This window comes from Rouxiella badensis, from assembly GCF_002093665.1.
GTDB lineage: Bacteria > Pseudomonadota > Gammaproteobacteria > Enterobacterales > Enterobacteriaceae > Rouxiella > Rouxiella badensis.
The window spans coordinates 17,594-37,127 of sequence record NZ_MRWE01000002.1; the positions used below are offsets into that span (position 1 = coordinate 17,594).

Consider the following 19,534-nt stretch of genomic DNA (forward strand, 5'->3'; position numbering starts at 1 on the left):
TGGGGTGTGAACGTGGCTTCTGTACAAAAAACCTTTCTGGCTCAGGAAATTATTCGCAAGAAACGTGACGGACAACCGTTAAGTGAAGAAGAAATTCGTTTCTTTATTAATGGTGTTCGCGACAGCAAGGTTTCTGAAGGTCAAATTGCCGCGCTGGCAATGACTATCTATTTCAATGATATGAACATGGATGAACGCGTAGCGCTAACTATGGCGATGCGCGATTCCGGCACAGTGTTGAACTGGAAGCCTCTGGCGCTTAACGGGCCGATTGTCGATAAGCACTCTACCGGCGGCGTGGGTGATGTTACCTCGCTGATGCTCGGGCCGATGGTTGCCGCCTGCGGTGGCTATGTGCCGATGATTTCGGGTCGTGGTCTGGGCCACACCGGCGGTACGCTCGACAAACTCGAGAGTATTCCAGGATTCGACATTTTCCCCGACGATGAGCGCTTCAGAAAGATTATTCAGGACGTCGGTATCGCGATTATAGGACAGACCAGCTCGCTGGCGCCTGCCGACAAACGCTTCTATGCGACCCGCGATATCACCGCGACGGTAGATTCGATTCCGCTGATCACCGCCTCTATTCTGGCGAAGAAACTGGCTGAGGGGTTGGATGCGCTGGTCATGGACGTTAAAGTTGGCTCCGGCGCGTTTATGCCGACCTTCGAACTGTCGCAGGATCTGGCGCAGGCGATTGTTGACGTCGCCAACGGCGCAGGTTGCAAAACCACCGCTCTGCTGACCGACATGAATCAGGTGCTGGCCTCCAGCGCAGGCAACGCGGTAGAAGTGCGTGAAGCGGTCCGCTTCCTGACCGGTGAATACCGTAGCCCGCGTCTATTCGAGGTGACCATGGCGCTGAGCGTCGAGATGCTGCTTTCCTCGGGATTAGCGCAGGACGACGCGGATGCTCGCCGTAAACTGCAGGCGGTGCTCGACAACGGCCGTGCGGCGGAAGTCTTTGGTAAAATGGTGGCGGCGCAGAAAGGTCCGACAGACTTTGTAGAAAATTATGACCGCTATCTGCCTCAGGCGACCCTGAGCAAGAGGGTGTATTCAGAAAGGACCGGGATTGTTACCTCAATGGATACCCGCGCCCTGGGTATGAGCGTTGTGGCACTTGGCGGCGGACGTCGCCGTGCCAGCGACGCTATCGATTACAGCGTTGGGTTAACCCATATGGCGCGCCTCGGCCAGCAGGTTGATACTCAGCAGCCTCTGGCAATGATCCACGCCAACAGTGAAGAAGCCTGGCAACAGGCTGCCGATGCGGTACGTTCGGCCATCGTGTTGAGCGACGAGGCGCCAGAGACGCTGCCGGTGGTTTATCGCCGTATTAGCTGACGGCGTTGGCCCGGTTAACCCATTCACCAAAAGCGGCGGCCGTGCTGCCGCTTGCAACGCGTATTAATGCGCAGGAGAGCAAAATGAAACGTACATTTATCATGGTGTTGGACTCATTTGGAATAGGCGCCAGTGAAGACGCCGAACGCTTTGGTGACGTGGGTTCGGACACGCTGGGCCACATCGCCGAGGCCTGTGCCAGCGGCAAAGCCAATGTAGGCCGTAAAGGTCCGCTGCATTTACCCAATCTGACTGCGTTAGGTCTGGCGAAAGCCGCCGAAGCCTCAAGCGGCCATTTCCCGGCTGGGTTGGACGCTAATGCCGAGATAATCGGCGCGTATGCCTACGCCAAAGAACTGTCTTCCGGCAAAGATACGCCGTCAGGCCACTGGGAAATCGCCGGTGTGCCGGTATTGTTTGACTGGGGCTACTTCTCAGAGGAGACCAACAGCTTCCCGCAGGAGCTGCTCGACAAGCTGGTTGAGCGCGCTAATCTACCGGGGTATCTCGGTAACTGCCACTCTTCCGGTACCGTTGTGCTGGACGCACTGGGCGAAGAACACATGAAAACCGGCAAGCCGATTTTCTACACCTCCGCTGACTCGGTATTCCAGATTGCCTGTCACGAAGAGACTTTTGGCCTCGACCGCCTGTATGAGCTGTGTGAAATCGCTCGTGAAGAGCTGACCGAAGGCGGCTACAACATTGGCCGCGTCATTGCGCGTCCGTTTGTGGGTGACAAGGCCGGGCACTTCGAGCGTACCGGTAACCGCCACGACCTCGCGGTAGAACCGCCTGCGCCGACCATCCTGAAAAAGCTGGTCGACGAGAAGCAGGGCGAGGTGGTTTCCGTCGGTAAGATTGCCGATATTTATGCCCACGTCGGCATTACCAAAAAAGTCAAAGCCACCGGTCTGGACGCACTGTTTGATGCTACGGTTAAAGAGATGAAGGCTGCTGGCGATCGGACTATCGTCTTCACCAACTTCGTTGATTTTGACTCAGCCTATGGCCACCGTCGCGACGTACCGGGTTATGCGGCTGCATTGGAGCTTTTTGACCGCCGCCTGCCTGAACTGCTGGAGCTGGTCAAAGAAGATGACATCATTATTCTGACCGCTGACCATGGCTGTGACCCTACCTGGCGCGGCACCGATCATACTCGCGAGCACATCCCGGTATTGATCTATGGTCCAAAAGTGAAGCCCGGCTTCCTTGGCGCGCGTGATACCTTTGCCGATATCGGACAAACTGTTGCCAGCTACTTTGACCTGTCACCAATGGAATACGGAAAATCCATGCTTTAAGGCGGATTTTTTGCGAAACTTCTATTTTATATCCCATGATTATAAGGAATGTTATTTATGGCAACGCCACACATTAATGCAGAAATGGGCGATTTCGCAGACGTAGTCCTGATGCCTGGCGATCCGCTGCGCGCTAAACATATTGCCGAAACGTTCCTGGAAGATATCAAGCAGGTCAACGACGTTCGCGGCATGCTGGGCTTTACCGGCACCTACAAAGGCCGCAAAATTTCAGTAATGGGCCACGGTATGGGCATCCCATCCTGCTCGATTTATGCCAAAGAGCTGATTACCGAGTTCGGCGTGAAGAAAATCATCCGTGTAGGCTCCTGTGGCGCAGTGCGTGAAGACGTAAAACTGCGCGACGTGGTGATCGGCATGGGTGCCTGCACCGACTCTAAAGTTAACCGTATGCGTTTCAAAGACCATGACTACGCGGCAATTGCCGACTACGACATGGTGCGCAATGCGGCAGACGCGGCGGCGGCAAAAGGCATCAATGCTCGCGTTGGCAACATCTTCTCCGCTGACCTGTTCTACACCCCAGATCCGCAGATGTTCGACGTGATGGAAAAATACGGCATTCTGGGCGTTGAGATGGAAGCAGCAGGTATCTACGGCGTTGCTGCCGAGTTTGGTGCCAAGGCGCTGGCTATATGTACTGTTTCTGACCACATTCGCAGCGGCGAGCAGACCACGGCGGCCGAGCGTCAGACAACCTTCAACGACATGATTGAGATAGCGCTGGAATCCGTACTGCTGGGCGATAAAGCCTAAGCTTTCAGCGGATTGAAGGCATAAAAAAACGGAGGCCCAAGAGCCTCCGTTTTCATTGATAATCCTGCGATTGTCTCTTGCCGCTTCTATTGATTAACTGTCTTGCCTGCGTCTTACTCTTTGTCCTTATCTTCTTCTTTCTGCTCGCGGCTGCGCTGCAAATTTCGGTAGGCGGCCTGTACGGCCTCGAGTTCGGCTTCTTCTTCCGGCGTTAAGGTCGGCTTATCCTCTATGCGCTCCTCGGCGATGGCAATCACCAGCGGCTCATTGTTATGCTCCGGCAGGTCATCGTCTTCATCGCGCTCCTTCAGGCGCGTACTGGCGGTCAACAGGAACGGCGACTGTTCCCAGCGGCTGCGTCGACCCTGCAACAGCGTACGGGCCAGAATAATGCCGATAGCCAGCGCTAGCAGCATCATCAGGCGCAGCAAGTTGGTGGTGTTATCGACCTGCTTGGCCTCGGTTGCCAGCACGTGGGTGTCGAGCGTCATGCGCAGAAACCCGCTCGGGCCGTCCTTATCACCAATAGGTTGTACAATCTGGTGGTTGAAATAGCTGCCTGCGCGCTTACCGTCGAGCGCCAGCCTGTCGCGCACCGGCACTGTCTCACCTGAATGGGCTATCAACGAACCATCGAGTTGGTAAACGCTGGCATCAAGTATGCGACTGTGATCGGTAAGTTGATTTAAAATGGTGGTAATCTGCGCGATATCCGCGCCATCATTCTGACTGTCCATCAGGGGAGCCAGAGAGAATGCCACCTGGCGAGCGAGCGTTTGTGTCAGCTGCTCGACCTGTTGAGATCGCGCTAACTGGTGGCCTAGGCTAAAATAGGACGCACCTTGCATCAATAGAACTAATAAAGCTAAGCAAATCAGCACAATAACCGTGCGGTGTCTGCGAAGTTTCAGTTTGGCCTCTGCCATTCTGTTTCCTTAAGGTATTCGACGACTTTAATGTTGCCAGAAGCGTTAGCGATAGGGTAGCTTGATGCGTCGTTTTATCGCGGCCCCTCTGCTATTTGCTCTTACAGGAGAAATCATGCCAAACCGTCTGACCTATTGCGATCTTCCTTCCGAGATCCACCAATGGCCGGGACTTCCACTTTCACTCAGCGGTGACGAAGTGATGCCGCTCGATTACCGGGCAGGGCACACAGGCTGGCTCCTGTACAGTAGAAAGCTCAATAAAATCAGCATCAGTCAGTTTCAGAGCCGCCTTGGTCGTGCGTTAGTGGTCGTCAGTGCCTGGATGGTCGAGGACTATCAGGTCGTGCGCCTGGCCGGTCCGTTAACGCCGGACGTTTTCGAGCTGGCTGAAAACTTTGAATTCGACATTACTCCGCTGCGTAAGGTTCCGCACATGCGTACCCCGGGCCTGCTGGTCATGGACATGGATTCTACTGCAATCGAGATCGAATGCATCGATGAAATTGCCAAACTGGCCGGCGTCGGCGAGCAGGTGGCTGAAGTCACCGAACGCGCCATGCGCGGCGAGCTGGATTTTTCCGCCAGTCTGCGTCAGCGCGTCGGCACGCTGAAAGATGCCGATGCCAATATTCTGCTGAAAGTGCGCGAAACGCTGCCTTTCATGCCGGGTCTCAGGGTTATGGTTGCCCGCCTGCAGGAACTGGGTTGGCACGTCGCCATCGCCTCCGGCGGCTTCACCTACTACGCCAACTACCTTCGCGACGAGCTGGACCTGGTTGCCGCCGTGGCCAACGAGCTGGAAATCTATGACGGCAAGCTGACCGGTGAAGTGATTGGCCCTATCGTCGACGCACAGCATAAAGCCGACACGCTGCTGGCGCTGGCCGAAAAACTCGGCATTCCGAAAGAGCAAACCGTGGCTATCGGTGACGGCGCTAATGATCTGAAGATGATGTCGGTCGCAGGGTTGGGTATCGCCTACCACGCCAAGCCGAAAGTCTACGAACAGGCCGAAGTCTGCATCCGTCATGCCGACCTGATTGGCCTGCTTTGCATTCTCAGCGGCAGCGTAGCGTAATTTGAACAACGGGGCGTTTGCGCCCCAAAAAAGAGGTATGTTGTGGCAAAAGCAGCAAAACGCGCGTTTGTGTGTAATGAATGCGGCGCAGATTATCCGCGCTGGCAGGGGCAATGCAGTGCCTGTCAGGCCTGGAACTCCATTACCGAAGTCCGTTTGGCTGCTTCTCCTACCGTCGCACGCAACGAACGTCTCACGGGCTATGCCGGTGATGCGGGCGTTAGCCGCGTGCAGAAACTGTCGGAAATCAGCCTCGACGAGACCCCACGCTTTAGCACCGGTTTCAAAGAGTTTGACCGCGTACTGGGGGGCGGCGTGGTGCCGGGCAGTGCTATCCTTATCGGCGGTAATCCCGGAGCCGGTAAAAGTACGCTGCTGCTGCAAATTCTCTGCAAGCTTGGCGAAAACATGAAGACGCTGTACGTCACCGGCGAGGAGTCGCTCCAGCAGGTGGCGATGCGCGCGCACCGTCTCGGCCTGCCGACCGCCAGCATGAACATGCTGTCAGAAACCAGCATCGAGCAAATCTGCCTGATTGCCGATCAGGAGCAGCCGAAGTTGATGGTGATCGACTCCATTCAGGTGATGCACATGGCGGATATCCAGTCTTCACCGGGGACCGTAGCGCAGGTGCGTGAAAGCGCGGCCTATCTGACCCGCTATGCCAAAACGCGTGGCGTGGCGATCGTGATGGTCGGCCACGTCACTAAAGACGGCTCGCTGGCCGGCCCGAAAGTGCTTGAGCACTGCATCGACTGTTCGGTGCTGCTCGACGGTGACGCCGATTCGCGATTCCGCACCCTACGCAGCCACAAGAACCGCTTTGGCGCGGTCAACGAGCTTGGCGTTTTCGCTATGACCGAACAGGGGCTGCGTGAAGTGAATAACCCATCGGCCATCTTCCTCAGTCGCGGTGACGAGATAACCTCGGGCAGCTCGGTGATGGTGCTGTGGGAAGGAACCCGACCGCTGCTGGTTGAGATTCAGGCGCTGGTGGACCATTCGATGATGGGCAATCCACGGCGCGTGGCGGTGGGGCTTGAGCAGAACCGACTGGCGATTCTGCTGGCGGTGCTGCATCGTCACGGTGGCCTGCAGATGGCGGATCAGGACGTATTTGTCAACGTGGTGGGCGGTGTGAAAGTCACCGAGACCAGTGCCGACCTTGCGCTGCTGCTCTCTCTGGTATCGAGCCTGCGAGATAGGCCTTTGCCGCAGGACCTGGTGGTGTTTGGCGAGGTGGGACTGGCGGGAGAAATCCGTCCGGTGCCAAGCGGTCAGGAGCGCATTACCGAGGCCGCGAAGCACGGATTCAAGCGCGCTATCGTGCCACACGCCAACGTGCCGAAGAAGGTGCCTGAGGGAATGAAAGTATTTGGCGTTAAAAAACTGGCCGACGCTCTGGCAATTCTGGACGACCTCTAATCAACACAAGGACCCGCTATGCCGCAGTTTGATTATCTTAAGGCAGCGATTAAGCAACAGGGATGTACGCTGCAGCAGGTGGCTGAAGCCAGCGGAATGACCAAGGGTTATCTCAGCCAGTTGTTGAATGACAAGATTAAAAGCCCCAGTGCTCAAAAGCTGGAGGCGTTGCACCGTTTTCTGGATCTGGAATTTCCTCGTCGCGAGAAGAAGATTGGCGTAGTGTTCGGCAAGTTTTATCCGCTGCATACCGGCCATATTTATTTGATTCAGCGTGCCTGTAGTCAGGTCGATGAGTTGCACATCATCCTCGGCTATGATGAGCCGCGTGACCGTGAGCTGTTTGAGAACAGTTCAATGTCACAGCAGCCGACGCTCAGCGATCGTCTGCGCTGGCTGCTGCAAACCTTCAAGTATCAGAAAAATATTCATATTCATGCATTTAACGAAGAAGGCATGGAGCCATACCCGCACGGCTGGGACGTGTGGAGTCAGGGGATTACGGCCTTTATGCTGCAAAAAGGCATTCACCCCAACACCATCTATTCCAGCGAAGAGAACGATGCACCGCGTTATCGCGAGCATCTGGGCATTGATACGGTGCTTATCGATCCGAAACGTTCGTTTATGAAGATCAGCGGATCGCAGATTCGCCGTGACCCGTTCCGTTACTGGGACTATATCCCGACTGAGGTGAAGCCGTTTTTCGTGCGCACCGTGGCGGTGCTGGGCGGGGAGTCGAGCGGCAAGTCGACGTTGGTCAATAAGCTTGCCAACATCTTTAACACTACCAGTGCCTGGGAATACGGTCGCGAATATATTTTCTCGCATCTTGGCGGTGACGAGATGGCGCTACAGTATTCCGACTATGACAAAATTGCGTTGGGTCAGGCACAGTATATTGACTTTGCCGTTAAATATGCCAATAAAGTGGCCTTCATCGATACTGACTTTTTGACCACGCAGGCGTTCTGCAAAAAATACGAGGGCCGCGAGCATCCGTTTGTACAGGCGCTGGTGGACGAATACCGTTTCGACCTGGTTATTCTGCTCGAGAATAATACGCCCTGGGTCGCCGACGGCCTGCGCAGTCTCGGTAGCTCGCTGGATCGCGCCGAGTTTCAAACCATGCTGATTGAGATGATGGAGAAAAATAATATCGCCTTCACCCATGTCACGTCGTCTGATTACGATCAACGTTTTCTGGACTGCGTCGAGCTGGTTCAGAAGATGCTGGGCGATGAAGGCTCAACTATCGGTTCGTAATTTCTTTCGTAACAAAGGAATAGATAATAATATTCCTTTGTTATTTACAGAGTGAATATACTGTTTCTCTTAGTCGAGAATATTCTCTATCCGCAGTAGATATTTCTATTTTAAATAGCCTTCATATTATTCACCTTTTAATAATGCTACCTTATTTCATATCAAACGCCTTTGTATTTAATTATTTTTAATTCAAAGTGTTATTTTATTTTATTATCCTCTGGTAGCAATATGAAATTCAATCCTGTATTACAAGTGATGTTGTTATTAACTGCATCATTTACCTCCTTATATTCCCATGCGGTAGTCATGAATCACCCGACTTTTATTAAAAACGGCGGCGATGTTAATAATATTCCTAATACTCTTGAAATGGCTTACGGCCCCCTGCGAGAAAAAGCGTTATCCGCACGTTTTGACGCGGTAGGTAAAATTTATGCCTGTACGGCTACCTGGTTGGGCGACAGCAAAGACGGCAAGAAGAGCTATATTTTAACGGGTGCCCACTGTGCCGACTGGAAAGAACCCACCGCCGCGAAGGGGCCTTACGTGGGTCAATTCAAGGATAAAAACGGCAAGGTTATCGCCGAGGATGGGGTGTATTATTCCGGGCCATACCGTATAAATCCGCCGGAAGAAATGGGCGGCAACGGCAGCGATATCGCTATGCTGGTACTGAACAAAAAAGCCGACATGCTTGATAGCAAAGGGCAACCTGTGAGTCAGCCGTGGATCTATGACGGCAGTGAAGAAATAAATAATACCGTCAATTTCCTGGGCTATGGCAACTGGGGTACCGGCGATGTGTCCGCAAACGGTCAGTCACCGCAGGACGACTTCGCGCCGCAGGAAGGCTCCAAACGCGCTGCTGGCGAAAGCGTTATCGATGAACTCTTTGCGATGGATTACGCCCTGAGTGCGCCTTACCATCCGAATCAAGACTCCAAAGCCTGGGCACGCCTCGCGCCGGGCGACAGCGGCAGCGCCTGGTGGCAGCATCACCGTGGATTCTGGAGCATCGTCGGTGTCACTAAGGGCGGCTCAATGACCTCTTCTCACGCCGTTCGCGTCGCTAAATATGCGCAGTGGATTAAGAGCGTATATCCGCAGGTTCGCACCTTTACCAGCATGACCACTGTCGATGCTACGCATGAGCTGAAATTGCCTGACCTGTCGCATGAGGCGAAGGACAGCTCCGTGAGTTATACCGTTCCGAAGCAGTCGGCGGCGACCGGTCCGACGGACGCAGACTGGGATTTAGGTCAGGGTCATAGCATTATTCAACTTAACCTGCGCGATGTGAACCAAGGTTATTATCATCAGGTCAATATCCGCGCCTGGCGCGACGTTGGCTGTGCCAAAGCGCCGATGAACAGTGCGGTGAGCTGCGGTCAGAATCAGAGTTCGCTGGTGCTGAAATTTATGAGTGAGGACAATGAATCTCTGCCAGCCGGGCACTATCAAGGCGTATTCACTGTCTCGGCGCAAGGCTGGAATGACAAAGCTTATACCAACACCTTGACGCTTCACGCGGATATCAGGATTACTGATGAGGAAACGTCTAATCCTGAGCCTGAATATCCAAATTACCAGCGCGGACATGCTTATAAAGCGGGTGATATTGTGACGGCGAGAAACGGCAAACTTTATCAGTGTAAAGGCTTCCCCTATACCGCTTACTGCGGTTACAAAAGCGCGGCCTACGAACCCGGTAAGGGCGTAGCGGCGTATCTTGCATGGAAAGCGTTACGGTAAATCCAGCGAATAAAAAAGCCATCAACGATCGACGTCGTTGGTGGCTTTTTGTCGTCCTGGCCCGCAAAGCGGACGGCCTCAGCCAACGGCGTGCAGGAAGTAGGATCGCGGGCTCATGCTCATAGAGAGCACTTCTTTCACCAGCTTGTCGATACCGGCCTTCGCTTCAATAAGGCTGGTTGCCACCATATAAGCGGGCGTGGTCACCAGACTGTTTTTCACGTCCACTACCGTTTCATCATACGACGTGCGTTTATGTACAGCGCCCATGCTCTCGAGAATTTCGATAGTGTCGCGGTCATTGCCTATGGTCAGTTCTACGCCTTCACCATAAATCAGCGGGGCCAGTACTGGCGCAATCGAAAGGTATCCAGCCGGCTTGTTCTCATCTTTGAAACTGTTGAGAACCTCTAACGTCTCGCTGTGGATATCGCAGTCGGGACCTTTGAACGCAAAGTCAGAGAGGTTGATGGCAACACCGGCACCGCCCAGTACGATAACGGCGCTGAATTCGCGACTGTGGCATTCGGCAACGGCTTTAATTTCGCCGCGAACCATCCTTGCCGCCTCAACCAGCACGTTTCTTTCCTGATGCGACACTTCACCGGTAATGTGATTAATTATATGGTGATGCAGCATATCGGGCGCAAAGCATTGATAAGTCACCTGACTGCTCTCGAGCGCCAGAAGGGTCAGCACGACTTCATTGACATCGGCACCGTCATATACGCCGCAGCCGGAAAGAATAACCGCTACTTTTTTGCCATTCATCAACAGTCCCTCTTTTTATCAATGTGCTGAGAATTTTATTTTTGTTCAAAAATAATGGCCCCTTTGTGATCTGTATTAAGGATGTCGGTTTTATTTAATTTAAAACCCTGCGCTTTGTGAAGAGGGTCACTTTGCGGGGCAGATAAAACGCCGTCGCAAAAAAAGGCCGCACGAGGGCAGCCTTGGGGAAAATGCACAGTCACTATTTAGAACGTCACGATTTAGAAAGCCACCACAACTTTGCCCTGCATATGGCCGTCGAGCACCTTGTCATGCGCCGCCTGAATGCTTGCGACAGAAAGACCCGTCAGCGTATCGGTCAGGGTGGTTTTTACCTTGCCGGCGTCAACCAAATCGGCCACCTGCTGCAGGATTTTGCCCTGCTCGCCGATGTCCGGCGTGATGTACATGCTGCGGGTGAACATGAATTCCCAGTGCAGCGAGGCGCTTTTCAGCTTGAGCTGGTTTTGATCAAGCGGCTTGCTGTTCTCGACGATAGTGCAGATTTTGCCGAGCGGGGCGATAAGCTTGCCAATCGCTTCCCAGTGGCCGTCGGTATCATTCAGGCAGAAGATGTAATCGACCTGTTTGATATCATGTTTTGCAAGTTCTCCGACTAAATCCTGGTAGTTCACGGTCAGGTCCGCACCGCGCTCGATGCACCAGGCCGCTGACTCTGGGCGAGAGGCGGTCGCGATCACTTTGACTTTGCTACGTTGGGCGGCGAAGGGGATAGCCAGCGAACCTACGCCACCGGCACCGCCAACGATCAGTAGGGTTTTATCGGCATCGGCGTCCTGAATGTGCAGATGCTCGAACAGACCTTCCCAGGCAGTCAGCGCGGTCAACGGCATCGCTGCTGCTTCCGCCCAGTTTAACGAGGTCGGCTTTTTCGCCACGATGCGGTAGTCGATCAGCTGCTCGCTGGCGTTGCTGCCCGAACGGGTAATATCGCCCGCATACCAAACTTCGTCGCCAATGCTGAATCCGCTCGCGCTTTTGCCCACGGCCTTCACGACGCCGCTTGCATCCCAGCCCAATACTTTGGGGGCTTCGAGGCCGTTTTTAACCGCCCCTTTGTGAACTTTGGTATCTACCGGGTTGATGGAGACGGCTTTAATCTCAACCAGTAGGTCATTTTCACCCACTTCTGGCTGCGGTAGCTCGAGGGCAATAAACTGCTGGGGATTTTTAGGGTCAACGGCAATCGCTTTAATAGTCATGATGTCACTCCAATAAGGTGTCTGGGTTTTCTTCAATAACACCAGTGTAGCGGCCGAGAGCCAAGCTGATAAGATGGACAATAATTAACAAAGTGTTCGTCTGAGGTGAACAATTGTGTTTAAGCAACTGCAGGATATGGCGCTGTTTGCGCTGGTGGCCGAAACCGGCAGCTTCACGCTGGCGGCGAAAAGGGCCGGTTTGCCTAAGTCGAGCGTGAGTCAGCGCGTTAGCCAGCTTGAGCAGGGACTGGGGATGCGGCTGTTGAATCGCACCACGCGGCAATTGAACCTGACCTTTGCCGGAGAACGTTATCTGGTGCACTGTCAGGAGATGCTGTTGGCCAGCGAGCGCGCCGAGCTGGCGATTCTGCGCCTCAAGGATAACCCCAGTGGACGCCTGCGCATTACCAGCCCGGCCGGGTTAGGTGCCACGCTGCTAGCGAGGATGAACGCCGAGTTTTCGAAACGTTATCCCGACGTCTCGCTTGAGGTCTCGGTGTCGGATCAGTTGATTGATTTGGTACAGGAAGGCTTCGACGTTGCGCTCAGGAGCGGTAAACCGCAGGACTCATCGTTGATTGGTCGCTCGCTCGGTGAAGGGCCGCGCTACCTGCTTGCCGCACCAGACTATCTCGCTCAGCATCCGCCTCTCACCTTGCCTCAGCAGTTGGAGACGCACAGCTGTATCGGCCATCAGGCGTGGAAGGAGTGGATCCTACGCCGCGGTGACAGCTATCACCGCTGGGTGCTGCCGCCCGCACATCACACCGATAACCTGCTGTATGCACGGGAATGTGCGATTGCCGGGGCAGGGATCACGCTGCTGCCTGCCTTTATGTGCCGCGAAGAAGTGCGTAAGGGGCTGTTGGTGAGAGTGCTGCCCGAGTGGGAGGCGGAGAGCAATTCGCTGTATCTGGTCTATCCGAGCCGTAAGCTCAATTCGCCTGCGTTGGCCTGTTTTATCGATTTTATGCTCAACGACTACGCCTTTGCAGAACACTACCAGACGCCGCTGTAGGCAATAAAAAACCCGGACTGACTGCGTCCGGGTTTTGTATCTAGGCATCTGATTACATAAAGATTATTTAGCGATCTTCTTGTACTTGATACGGCGTGGTTCCAGGGCATCGGCGCCCAGGGTACGCTTCTTGTATTCTTCGTATTCGGTAAAGTTACCTTCGAAGAATTCAACTTTGCCTTCATCCTGATAGTCGAGGATGTGGGTCGCGATACGGTCGAGGAACCAACGGTCGTGGGAAATAACCATCGCACAGCCCGGGAACTCCAGCAGGGCGTTTTCCAGCGCGCGCAGGGTTTCGATATCCAGGTCGTTGGTCGGTTCATCGAGCAGCAGCATGTTGCCTCCAACCTGTAGCAGCTTGGCCAGGTGCAGACGACCGCGCTCACCACCGGACAGTTCGCCAACGCGTTTGCCCTGATCGACGCCTTTAAAGTTAAAGCGGCCAACGTAGGCGCGGCTTGGCATTTCGGTAGTACCGATACGCATGATGTCCTGACCGCCGGAAACTTCTTCCCACACGGTTTTGCTGTTGTCCATTGCATCACGGAACTGATCGACAGAGGCCAGCTTGACGGTTTCGCCCAGCTCGATGTTACCGCCGGTCGGCTGTTCCTGACCTGACATCATACGGAACAGGGTCGATTTACCCGCACCGTTAGGGCCGATGATGCCGACGATGGCGCCTTTCGGTACCGAGAAGGACAGATCGTCAATCAGAATGCGGTCACCGTAAGCCTTGCTCAGGTTAGTGACTTCAACAACTTTGTCACCCAGGCGCGGACCTGGTGGAATGAACAGTTCGTTGGTTTCGTTACGTTTCTGGTATTCGGTGTTGTTCAGCTCTTCGAAGCGTGCCAGACGCGCCTTGCCTTTAGACTGTTGGCCTTTGGCACCTTTGCGCACCCACTCCAGCTCTTTCTCGATAGACTTGCGACGCGCGGCTTCGGAAGAGGCTTCCTGTGCCAGACGTTCGTCTTTCTGCTCAAGCCAGGAAGAGTAGTTGCCTTCCCATGGAATACCTTCACCACGGTCAAGTTCAAGGATCCAGCCCGCGACGTTATCGAGGAAGTAACGGTCGTGGGTGATAGCCACTACGGTACCTTCGAAGTCGTGGAGGAAGCGTTCCAGCCAGGCTACGGATTCGGCATCCAGGTGGTTGGTAGGTTCGTCGAGCAGCAGCATTTCCGGCTTTTCGAGCAGAAGGCGGCACAGGGCCACGCGGCGACGCTCACCACCCGACAGGTTGGCAATTTTTGCGTCCCAGTCCGGCAGGCGCAGTGCATCGGCGGCACGCTCGAGCTGTGCGTTCAGGTTATGGCCATCGTGCGCTTGAATAATCTCTTCCAGCTTACCCTGTTCAGCGGCCAGCTTGTCGAAGTCGGCGTCTGGGTCTGCATACAGCGCGTACACTTCGTCCAGACGTTTCAGTGCGCCAACCACTTCAGCGACGGCTTCTTCAACCGATTCGCGAACGGTCTGCTCCAGATTAAGCTTAGGTTCCTGCGGCAGATAACCGATTTTCAGGCCTGGCTGTGGGCGCGCTTCACCTTCGATGTCGGTATCAATACCGGCCATGATGCGCAGCAGCGTTGACTTACCTGCACCGTTAAGGCCGAGAACGCCGATTTTTGCACCCGGGAAGAAACTCAGGGAGATGTTCTTAAGGATATGACGCTTTGGCGGGACGACTTTGCCAAGGCGATGCATGCTGTATACGTATTGAGCCACGTTGTTTTGAGCCTCTTGCTTGCAGGCCGGTTGCTGTAAACAGGTCAGGTTGACGCTGTGCGCACTCCGGCAGATTGAATTCAGCCGCGCCTGACTGCGGCAAGACTGATAGTTGTTCTGACTGCGAAGTTTAGCCTGTTTCAGCCTAACTCTCACCCCCCAGAGCCAAATAGATCTGCGCAAGATTTTGGTACTGGCTCAGCAGGTTTGCCTCCACGGCCAATTCGGCCAGGCGTCTACGCTGTCGGGCATCGAGCAGGTCAGCAAGCTTGCCCGCGCCTTCGCGGTAGCGTACTTCATACAGATATTCCGATTGGCGGCTCAGCGCAAGTATACGTTGCCGCGTTTGCTGTTCTGCCTTTAAGGTTTCGTGCCTGGAAAGGCTGTCGTCAACTTCGCGCATTGCCTGGTACAGCGTCTGGCTAAACAGCAGGCTTTTTTGCTCGAAGACATTCTGTGCCGTCTCTATTTGCAGATTCATTTTTCGCCATTCAACGAACGGCAGGGAGAGGCCTGCGCCCAAGGCACCCATTGGGTTGCTCAGTAATTTGCCCAACAGCGCGCTGCTGGTGCCGAGCGTGGCGGTCAAGCTGAGCGAAGGGTAATAGTCGAGCCGTTTAATGTCTTTCTGGTTCAATGTGTTACGCAAGCGAAGCTCCTGTGCCTTTACGTCGGGGCGGTTTTGCAGCACGGCGGCGGAGATGCCTGAATTCACCGTAGGGAGATAGCGATAAGCCAGCGGTGTGGGTTCTTCAATGACGGTGCCGGGCGGTGCACCGAGCAGTAACGTCTGCAGATTGACGACCTGGTCGCGTTCATTCTGCAACTGTACCAGGACGTTTTGCTGCTCCAGCAATCCCCGCTGCGCGTCGAGTGTGTCGAGCTGAGCGGTTTTGCCTGCGGCAAAGCGTACATTCGCCAGCTGTAGGGTTTTCTCCGCATATTCAATCTCTTGATGCGCAATGCTCAGGCGCCTATTCAGAGAAGCGCGCTGCCAGTAATATTGGCTGGCGGTGGCAAGAAGAGACAGGCGCGCGGCCCGCAGGTCCTGCTCGCTGGCCTGTTTCTCCCATTCTGTAGCGTCTTTTTGGCGCGCGATTTTTCCCCACAGGTCCAGTTCATAGCCGGTCGCCAGGCGGGCGCTGCTGCTTTTAGCGGTACTTTCGGACCGAGAAAGTGCCCGCGTCGTTCCGGTCGTGAGGCCAAGCTGCAGTTTCTCTACCTGAGAAATACCGGTCTCCTGCGCCGCCAGTCTGGCTTGATAAAGCCGCAGCGCGGCTAATGCGAGATCGGGATTACTTTTCTGCACCCGCGCAATCCAGCGCTCAAGGCGAGGATCGTGAAAATCATGCCAGGCAAAAATAGCGGGTAAAGCCTGACCTGACTCAACCGATTGCCACTGAGGAGGGTAGTGCACGACCGGAGGTGTGAACTCGCTTTTGACCCACGTGCCGCAGCCGACGAGCAGGCAGGCTATCGACAGGAAACAGACTCGAAGGGACAGTTTCATCATTTATTCGCTTGCCAGCGAAATGACTGGATCCATCCGTGCGGCTTTGTGAGCCGGCAGATAGCCGAAAATCATTCCAATAAGGGTCGAGCAGCAGAAGGCAATCGCCGCTGTCTGCCATGAGAAAATCGCGTTCAACGCGCCGTTGCCCAAGGTATTAAACAGCGGGCCAACCGCCAGCGACAGCGCAATGCCCAACACCCCACCGGTGATGCAAACCAGCACCGCCTCGACAATAAACTGCTGCATGATGTCACTGCGACGTGCGCCAACGGCCATCCGCACGCCAATCTCATGAGTGCGTTCGGTGACGGAGACTAACATGATATTCATGACCCCGAGGCTGCCGATGGTCAGCGAGATGGCGGCAACCATCAGGATAAGCAGGCTGAATATTGTCGAGGTGCGTTCTCGTGATTTACGGTATTGGTCCTGATTGAAAATCATGAAGTCCTTGGCCCCGTGGCGCTGGACAAGCAGCCGTTTTATGGCCTCTACTGCCGCCACGCTGTCGGCGCTGTCTTTAAGTTTTACGCTGATACTGCCGAGGGTCTGCTGCGCGGACATGCGCTGAAATACCGTGGAATAGGGGATCCAGACGTAGCTGGCGTTCGGCGGCGCGTGTTTATAGCTCGACGCGACGCCGACTATTCTCACCGGCAGGACGCCGAGATAAATAACCTGTCCCAACGGGTCCTGACGGTCCTTCGGGAACAGGATATTACGCAGGTTTTCGTCAATAACGCCTTCCTGTAACGCGCTGCGATCGTTTTGAAAAACGGTGCCCTGTAAAATTTCTATTCCGTTGATACGAAAATAATCGCGCCCCACGCCGGTCACCGTGCTTGAGGCCGTTTGCTGGCGGAAAACAACCTGTTTGGTGTCGGAAATTTCGGGGCTGACGCCGTCGACCTCGTTGAGGGCGGCGATGGCTTCGGCATCCGTCACCCTGAGAACAGGATTTACCAGCGGCCCAGTGCGATAAAAGTTGTCGCCCGGAAAGAGAGTAATGACGTTTGCGCCAAGCCCCTCAATTTCTTCCAGCGTTTTCTGTTTAGCGCCTTCGCCCAGTGCGGCGACGGTCACCACGGCGGCAATGCCGAAAATGATGCCCGCCATGGTCAGCAGGGTTCGCAGTCGATGCGCATTCATGGCTTTTAGGGCCATCAGCAGGGCGTTCTGCGCTCGTTCGAGGCCTCTCTGCCAATGGCTTTGCCGTTCAGAGGTTTTTTTCGGCAGGGTGGCCGGATTCGGCGCATGTTTGCCGGTATCAGACACCACCTCTCCGTCGCGCAGGGTGATAACCCGCTGTGCCTGACGCGCCACGTTGATGTCGTGGGTAACGATAATGACCGTATGGCCGAGTTGGTGCAGCTCGTTAAGGATCTGGAGTACTTCCTGCCCAGAGGTCGAGTCGAGCGCGCCGGTCGGTTCATCGGCCAGAATAATTTCTCCGCCGTTGATAAGCGCCCGGCAAATGCTGACCCGCTGCTGTTGCCCACCCGAGAGCTGACCCGGGCGGTGATGCTCGCGTCCTGCCAGACCAAGACGTGACAGCAGGGCACTGGCGCGCTCACGGCGGTTAATGCGTGAGACGTTGGCATAAATTGCCGGGATCTCGACGTTGGCGAGCGCGCTGATATCCGGCATCAGGTGATAGCGCTGGAAGATAAAACCTATGTGCTCGCGGCGCAGGGCGGCGAGTGCATCAGCGGAGAGTTGGGCGGTGTTTTGCCCGTCGATGTAAAGCTCGCCAGACGTGGCGACATCCAGACAGCCGATGATGTTCATCAGCGTGGATTTGCCGGAACCCGAGGTGCCCATGATAGCCACCATTTCACCGGCGGTGACCTCGAGCGTGATGTTGTTAAGCACGGTGATTGAAGAGGTCCCGCTGGCGAAGACGCGAGAGACGCCTTTAAGCGCGATGAGGGCTTGCTCAGAGGTTGTCACTGGTAAATTACCGCGTCGTCTTCGGACGTCTGTCTCACTAGCCCGGCGTTTAGTACCACTACCTCACCTATTTTAAGCCCCTGAGTGATTTCGATATCCACGCTGTTGGTGATGCCGGTCTGCACGTCGCGCCGTTCTTTTTGGCCATTTTTGTTGAGCACCTCGACCTGTTGCAGCTTATCGTTGACCCTGGTAACCGCTCGCGCGGGGATCAGCAGCACATTCTTCGCCTCCTGCAAGGGCAGCGTGACCTGCGCAGTCATGGCGATGCGCAGCCGATTCTCGGGATTGGGCACGTCGAGCAGTGCGTTGTAATACACCGAACCGTTGGCCGCAGCGGATACCGGGCTTGCCTGTCCGCTACTCTCTTGTTTCATAATGGATTCTGGCGCAAGCTCAATCACGCGCAGCTGGGCATGGTAACGTTTGCCAGGCTCGGCGAAGGTCGAGAAATAGGCCTTCTGCCCTTGACGGACACGGGTGATATCTGCCTCTGAGATCTGCACCTTGATGGTCATCACGTCGAGTTGGGCGAGTTTCACGACGGTCGGCGCATTCTGGCTGGCGTTCAGGGTCTGGCCCTGCTGCGCGACAATGGCGATGACGATGCCTTTTTTCGGCGCCAGTACTTTGGTGTAGCTCAGATCCAGCTTCTTTTTGTCGACCTCGATTTGCGCCTGCACTAATTGGGACTCAATCGCTACCCGCTCTGCGCGGGTCATCTTGAGAGCCATGTCGGCGTTCTCCAGTTCTTCACGCGAGCTGGCCTGCTGGCTCAGCATGCGTTTTTGACGAATAAACTGGGCGTTGGCCTGAGCAAGCTGTGCCTGCTTGGCTTTTTTGTTCGCGCGGATGACGTTGAGCGCGGCTTCGGCGTTGCGTAAGTTGTTACGCTGTTGCAGGGAGTCGATTTCGGCCAGCAACTGGCCCTTGACGACGGCGTCTCCCATTTTGACCTTTAGAGAGGTGACCTCACCGGTGACCTGTGCACCGACGTCAACGCGCTCGAACGCGTCGAGCTTGCCGGTGGCGAGCACGGCGTTCTCGATGTCGCCGCGCTTCACCTTAGCGGTAACATACTCAGGTTCGGTGGCCTTCAATCCCCCGCTCACCCCATAAATGCCGAGGGCCGCAGCCGATAAAAGCATTAAAATGAGCAAGGTTTTTAACGGCCTGTTGCTCGCTTTTTTCATCATATTCAATATGTTAATCCGGCTATTTTTTAATCACTCGGCGATGATAACTTTTGGCCTGTATCCGAGAACTTAATTCTCCTTATTTCAGGAATTAATCAGGTTTTAGGGCAGGCCACCCTGAGAGTCGGCCTGAGTAAGGTGGCGAGATATCGGGGTGTTCTTCAAACTGTGTAAAGTTTGCGGCGTGGGAAGGGCATTTCTTCATTTCTTGGGGCGAATAGATTAGCGTATACAATGTCTATCAA

General features: G+C 54.8%; 15 protein-coding genes. 8 read left to right on the top strand and 7 right to left on the bottom strand.

The genetic code is table 11. From position 1 onward, the window contains the following. The first annotated feature begins 12 nt into the window (after positions 1-12). The 3 genes from deoA (at position 13) to deoD (ending at position 3,434) form a co-directional block, all read left to right on the top strand. Entirely contained in the window at positions 13-1,350 is a 1,338-nt protein-coding gene (gene deoA, locus BS640_RS01415; protein WP_026110723.1) for a thymidine phosphorylase, read from the top strand. An 83-nt stretch (positions 1,351-1,433) separates the two neighbouring features. Continuing rightward, a complete protein-coding gene (deoB, locus tag BS640_RS01420) occupies positions 1,434-2,657 on the top strand; it encodes a phosphopentomutase (RefSeq protein WP_084911768.1) in 1,224 nt (407 codons plus the stop codon). A 57-nt stretch (positions 2,658-2,714) separates the two neighbouring features. Then, complete coding sequence (gene deoD, locus BS640_RS01425) at positions 2,715-3,434, top strand: purine-nucleoside phosphorylase (protein WP_017493281.1); 720 nt, start codon at positions 2,715-2,717, stop codon at positions 3,432-3,434. A gap of 113 nt (positions 3,435-3,547) precedes the next feature. On the opposite strand, the gene BS640_RS01430 is transcribed toward deoD, so the two are convergent. Continuing rightward, complete coding sequence (locus BS640_RS01430; protein WP_017493282.1) at positions 3,548-4,360, bottom strand: YtjB family periplasmic protein; 813 nt, start codon at positions 4,358-4,360, stop codon at positions 3,548-3,550. Between the two features lie 115 nt (positions 4,361-4,475). Between BS640_RS01430 and serB the strand changes: the two genes are divergently transcribed. From serB to BS640_RS01450, 4 genes are all read left to right on the top strand, one after another. After that, positions 4,476-5,441: a phosphoserine phosphatase gene (gene serB / locus BS640_RS01435; protein ID WP_084911689.1), complete on the top strand. Its 966-nt coding sequence runs from the start codon at positions 4,476-4,478 to the stop codon at positions 5,439-5,441. Between the two features lie 42 nt (positions 5,442-5,483). Next, entirely contained in the window at positions 5,484-6,866 is a 1,383-nt protein-coding gene (gene radA / locus BS640_RS01440; RefSeq protein ID WP_017493284.1) for a DNA repair protein RadA, read from the top strand. A gap of 18 nt (positions 6,867-6,884) precedes the next feature. Further along, entirely contained in the window at positions 6,885-8,132 is a 1,248-nt protein-coding gene (gene nadR / locus BS640_RS01445) for a multifunctional transcriptional regulator/nicotinamide-nucleotide adenylyltransferase/ribosylnicotinamide kinase NadR (RefSeq protein ID WP_017493285.1), read from the top strand. Positions 8,133-8,441: 309 nt separating this feature from the next. Further along, complete coding sequence (locus BS640_RS01450) at positions 8,442-9,887, top strand: trypsin-like serine protease (protein ID WP_084911691.1); 1,446 nt, start codon at positions 8,442-8,444, stop codon at positions 9,885-9,887. A gap of 78 nt (positions 9,888-9,965) precedes the next feature. On the opposite strand, the gene elbB is transcribed toward BS640_RS01450, so the two are convergent. Beyond that, positions 9,966-10,658, bottom strand: coding sequence for an isoprenoid biosynthesis glyoxalase ElbB (gene elbB, locus BS640_RS01455; protein ID WP_017494270.1), 693 nt, complete (start codon positions 10,656-10,658; stop codon positions 9,966-9,968). A 221-nt stretch (positions 10,659-10,879) separates the two neighbouring features. Then, positions 10,880-11,881, bottom strand: coding sequence for a zinc-binding alcohol dehydrogenase family protein (locus BS640_RS01460; RefSeq protein ID WP_084911693.1), 1,002 nt, complete (start codon positions 11,879-11,881; stop codon positions 10,880-10,882). A 115-nt stretch (positions 11,882-11,996) separates the two neighbouring features. On the opposite strand from BS640_RS01460, the gene BS640_RS01465 reads away from it, so the two are divergent. Beyond that, positions 11,997-12,899 carry a LysR family transcriptional regulator gene (locus tag BS640_RS01465; protein ID WP_084911695.1) on the top strand — a complete coding sequence of 301 codons (903 nt, stop codon included), beginning with the start codon at positions 11,997-11,999 and terminating at the stop codon, positions 12,897-12,899. A gap of 63 nt (positions 12,900-12,962) precedes the next feature. Here the strand turns inward: BS640_RS01465 and ettA are convergent, their stop codons facing one another. The 4 genes from ettA to BS640_RS01485 all read right to left on the bottom strand — a co-directional run bounded on the left by ettA (position 12,963) and on the right by BS640_RS01485 (position 19,241). Beyond that, a complete protein-coding gene (ettA, locus tag BS640_RS01470) occupies positions 12,963-14,630 on the bottom strand; it encodes an energy-dependent translational throttle protein EttA (protein ID WP_026110843.1) in 1,668 nt (555 codons plus the stop codon). 145 nt (positions 14,631-14,775) lie between these two features. Then, on the bottom strand, positions 14,776-16,143 hold the full coding sequence (locus tag BS640_RS01475; RefSeq protein ID WP_227953261.1) for a TolC family protein: 1,368 nt from the start codon (positions 16,141-16,143) through the stop codon (positions 14,776-14,778). Beyond that, positions 16,144-18,093, bottom strand: a complete 1,950-nt coding sequence (locus BS640_RS01480; protein ID WP_084911697.1) for an ABC transporter permease — start codon at positions 18,091-18,093, stop codon at positions 16,144-16,146. Then, entirely contained in the window at positions 18,090-19,241 is a 1,152-nt protein-coding gene (locus BS640_RS01485) for an efflux RND transporter periplasmic adaptor subunit (RefSeq protein WP_227953344.1), read from the bottom strand. The genes BS640_RS01480 and BS640_RS01485 overlap by 4 nt, the downstream gene beginning before the upstream one ends. Positions 19,242-19,534 lie beyond the last annotated feature (293 nt).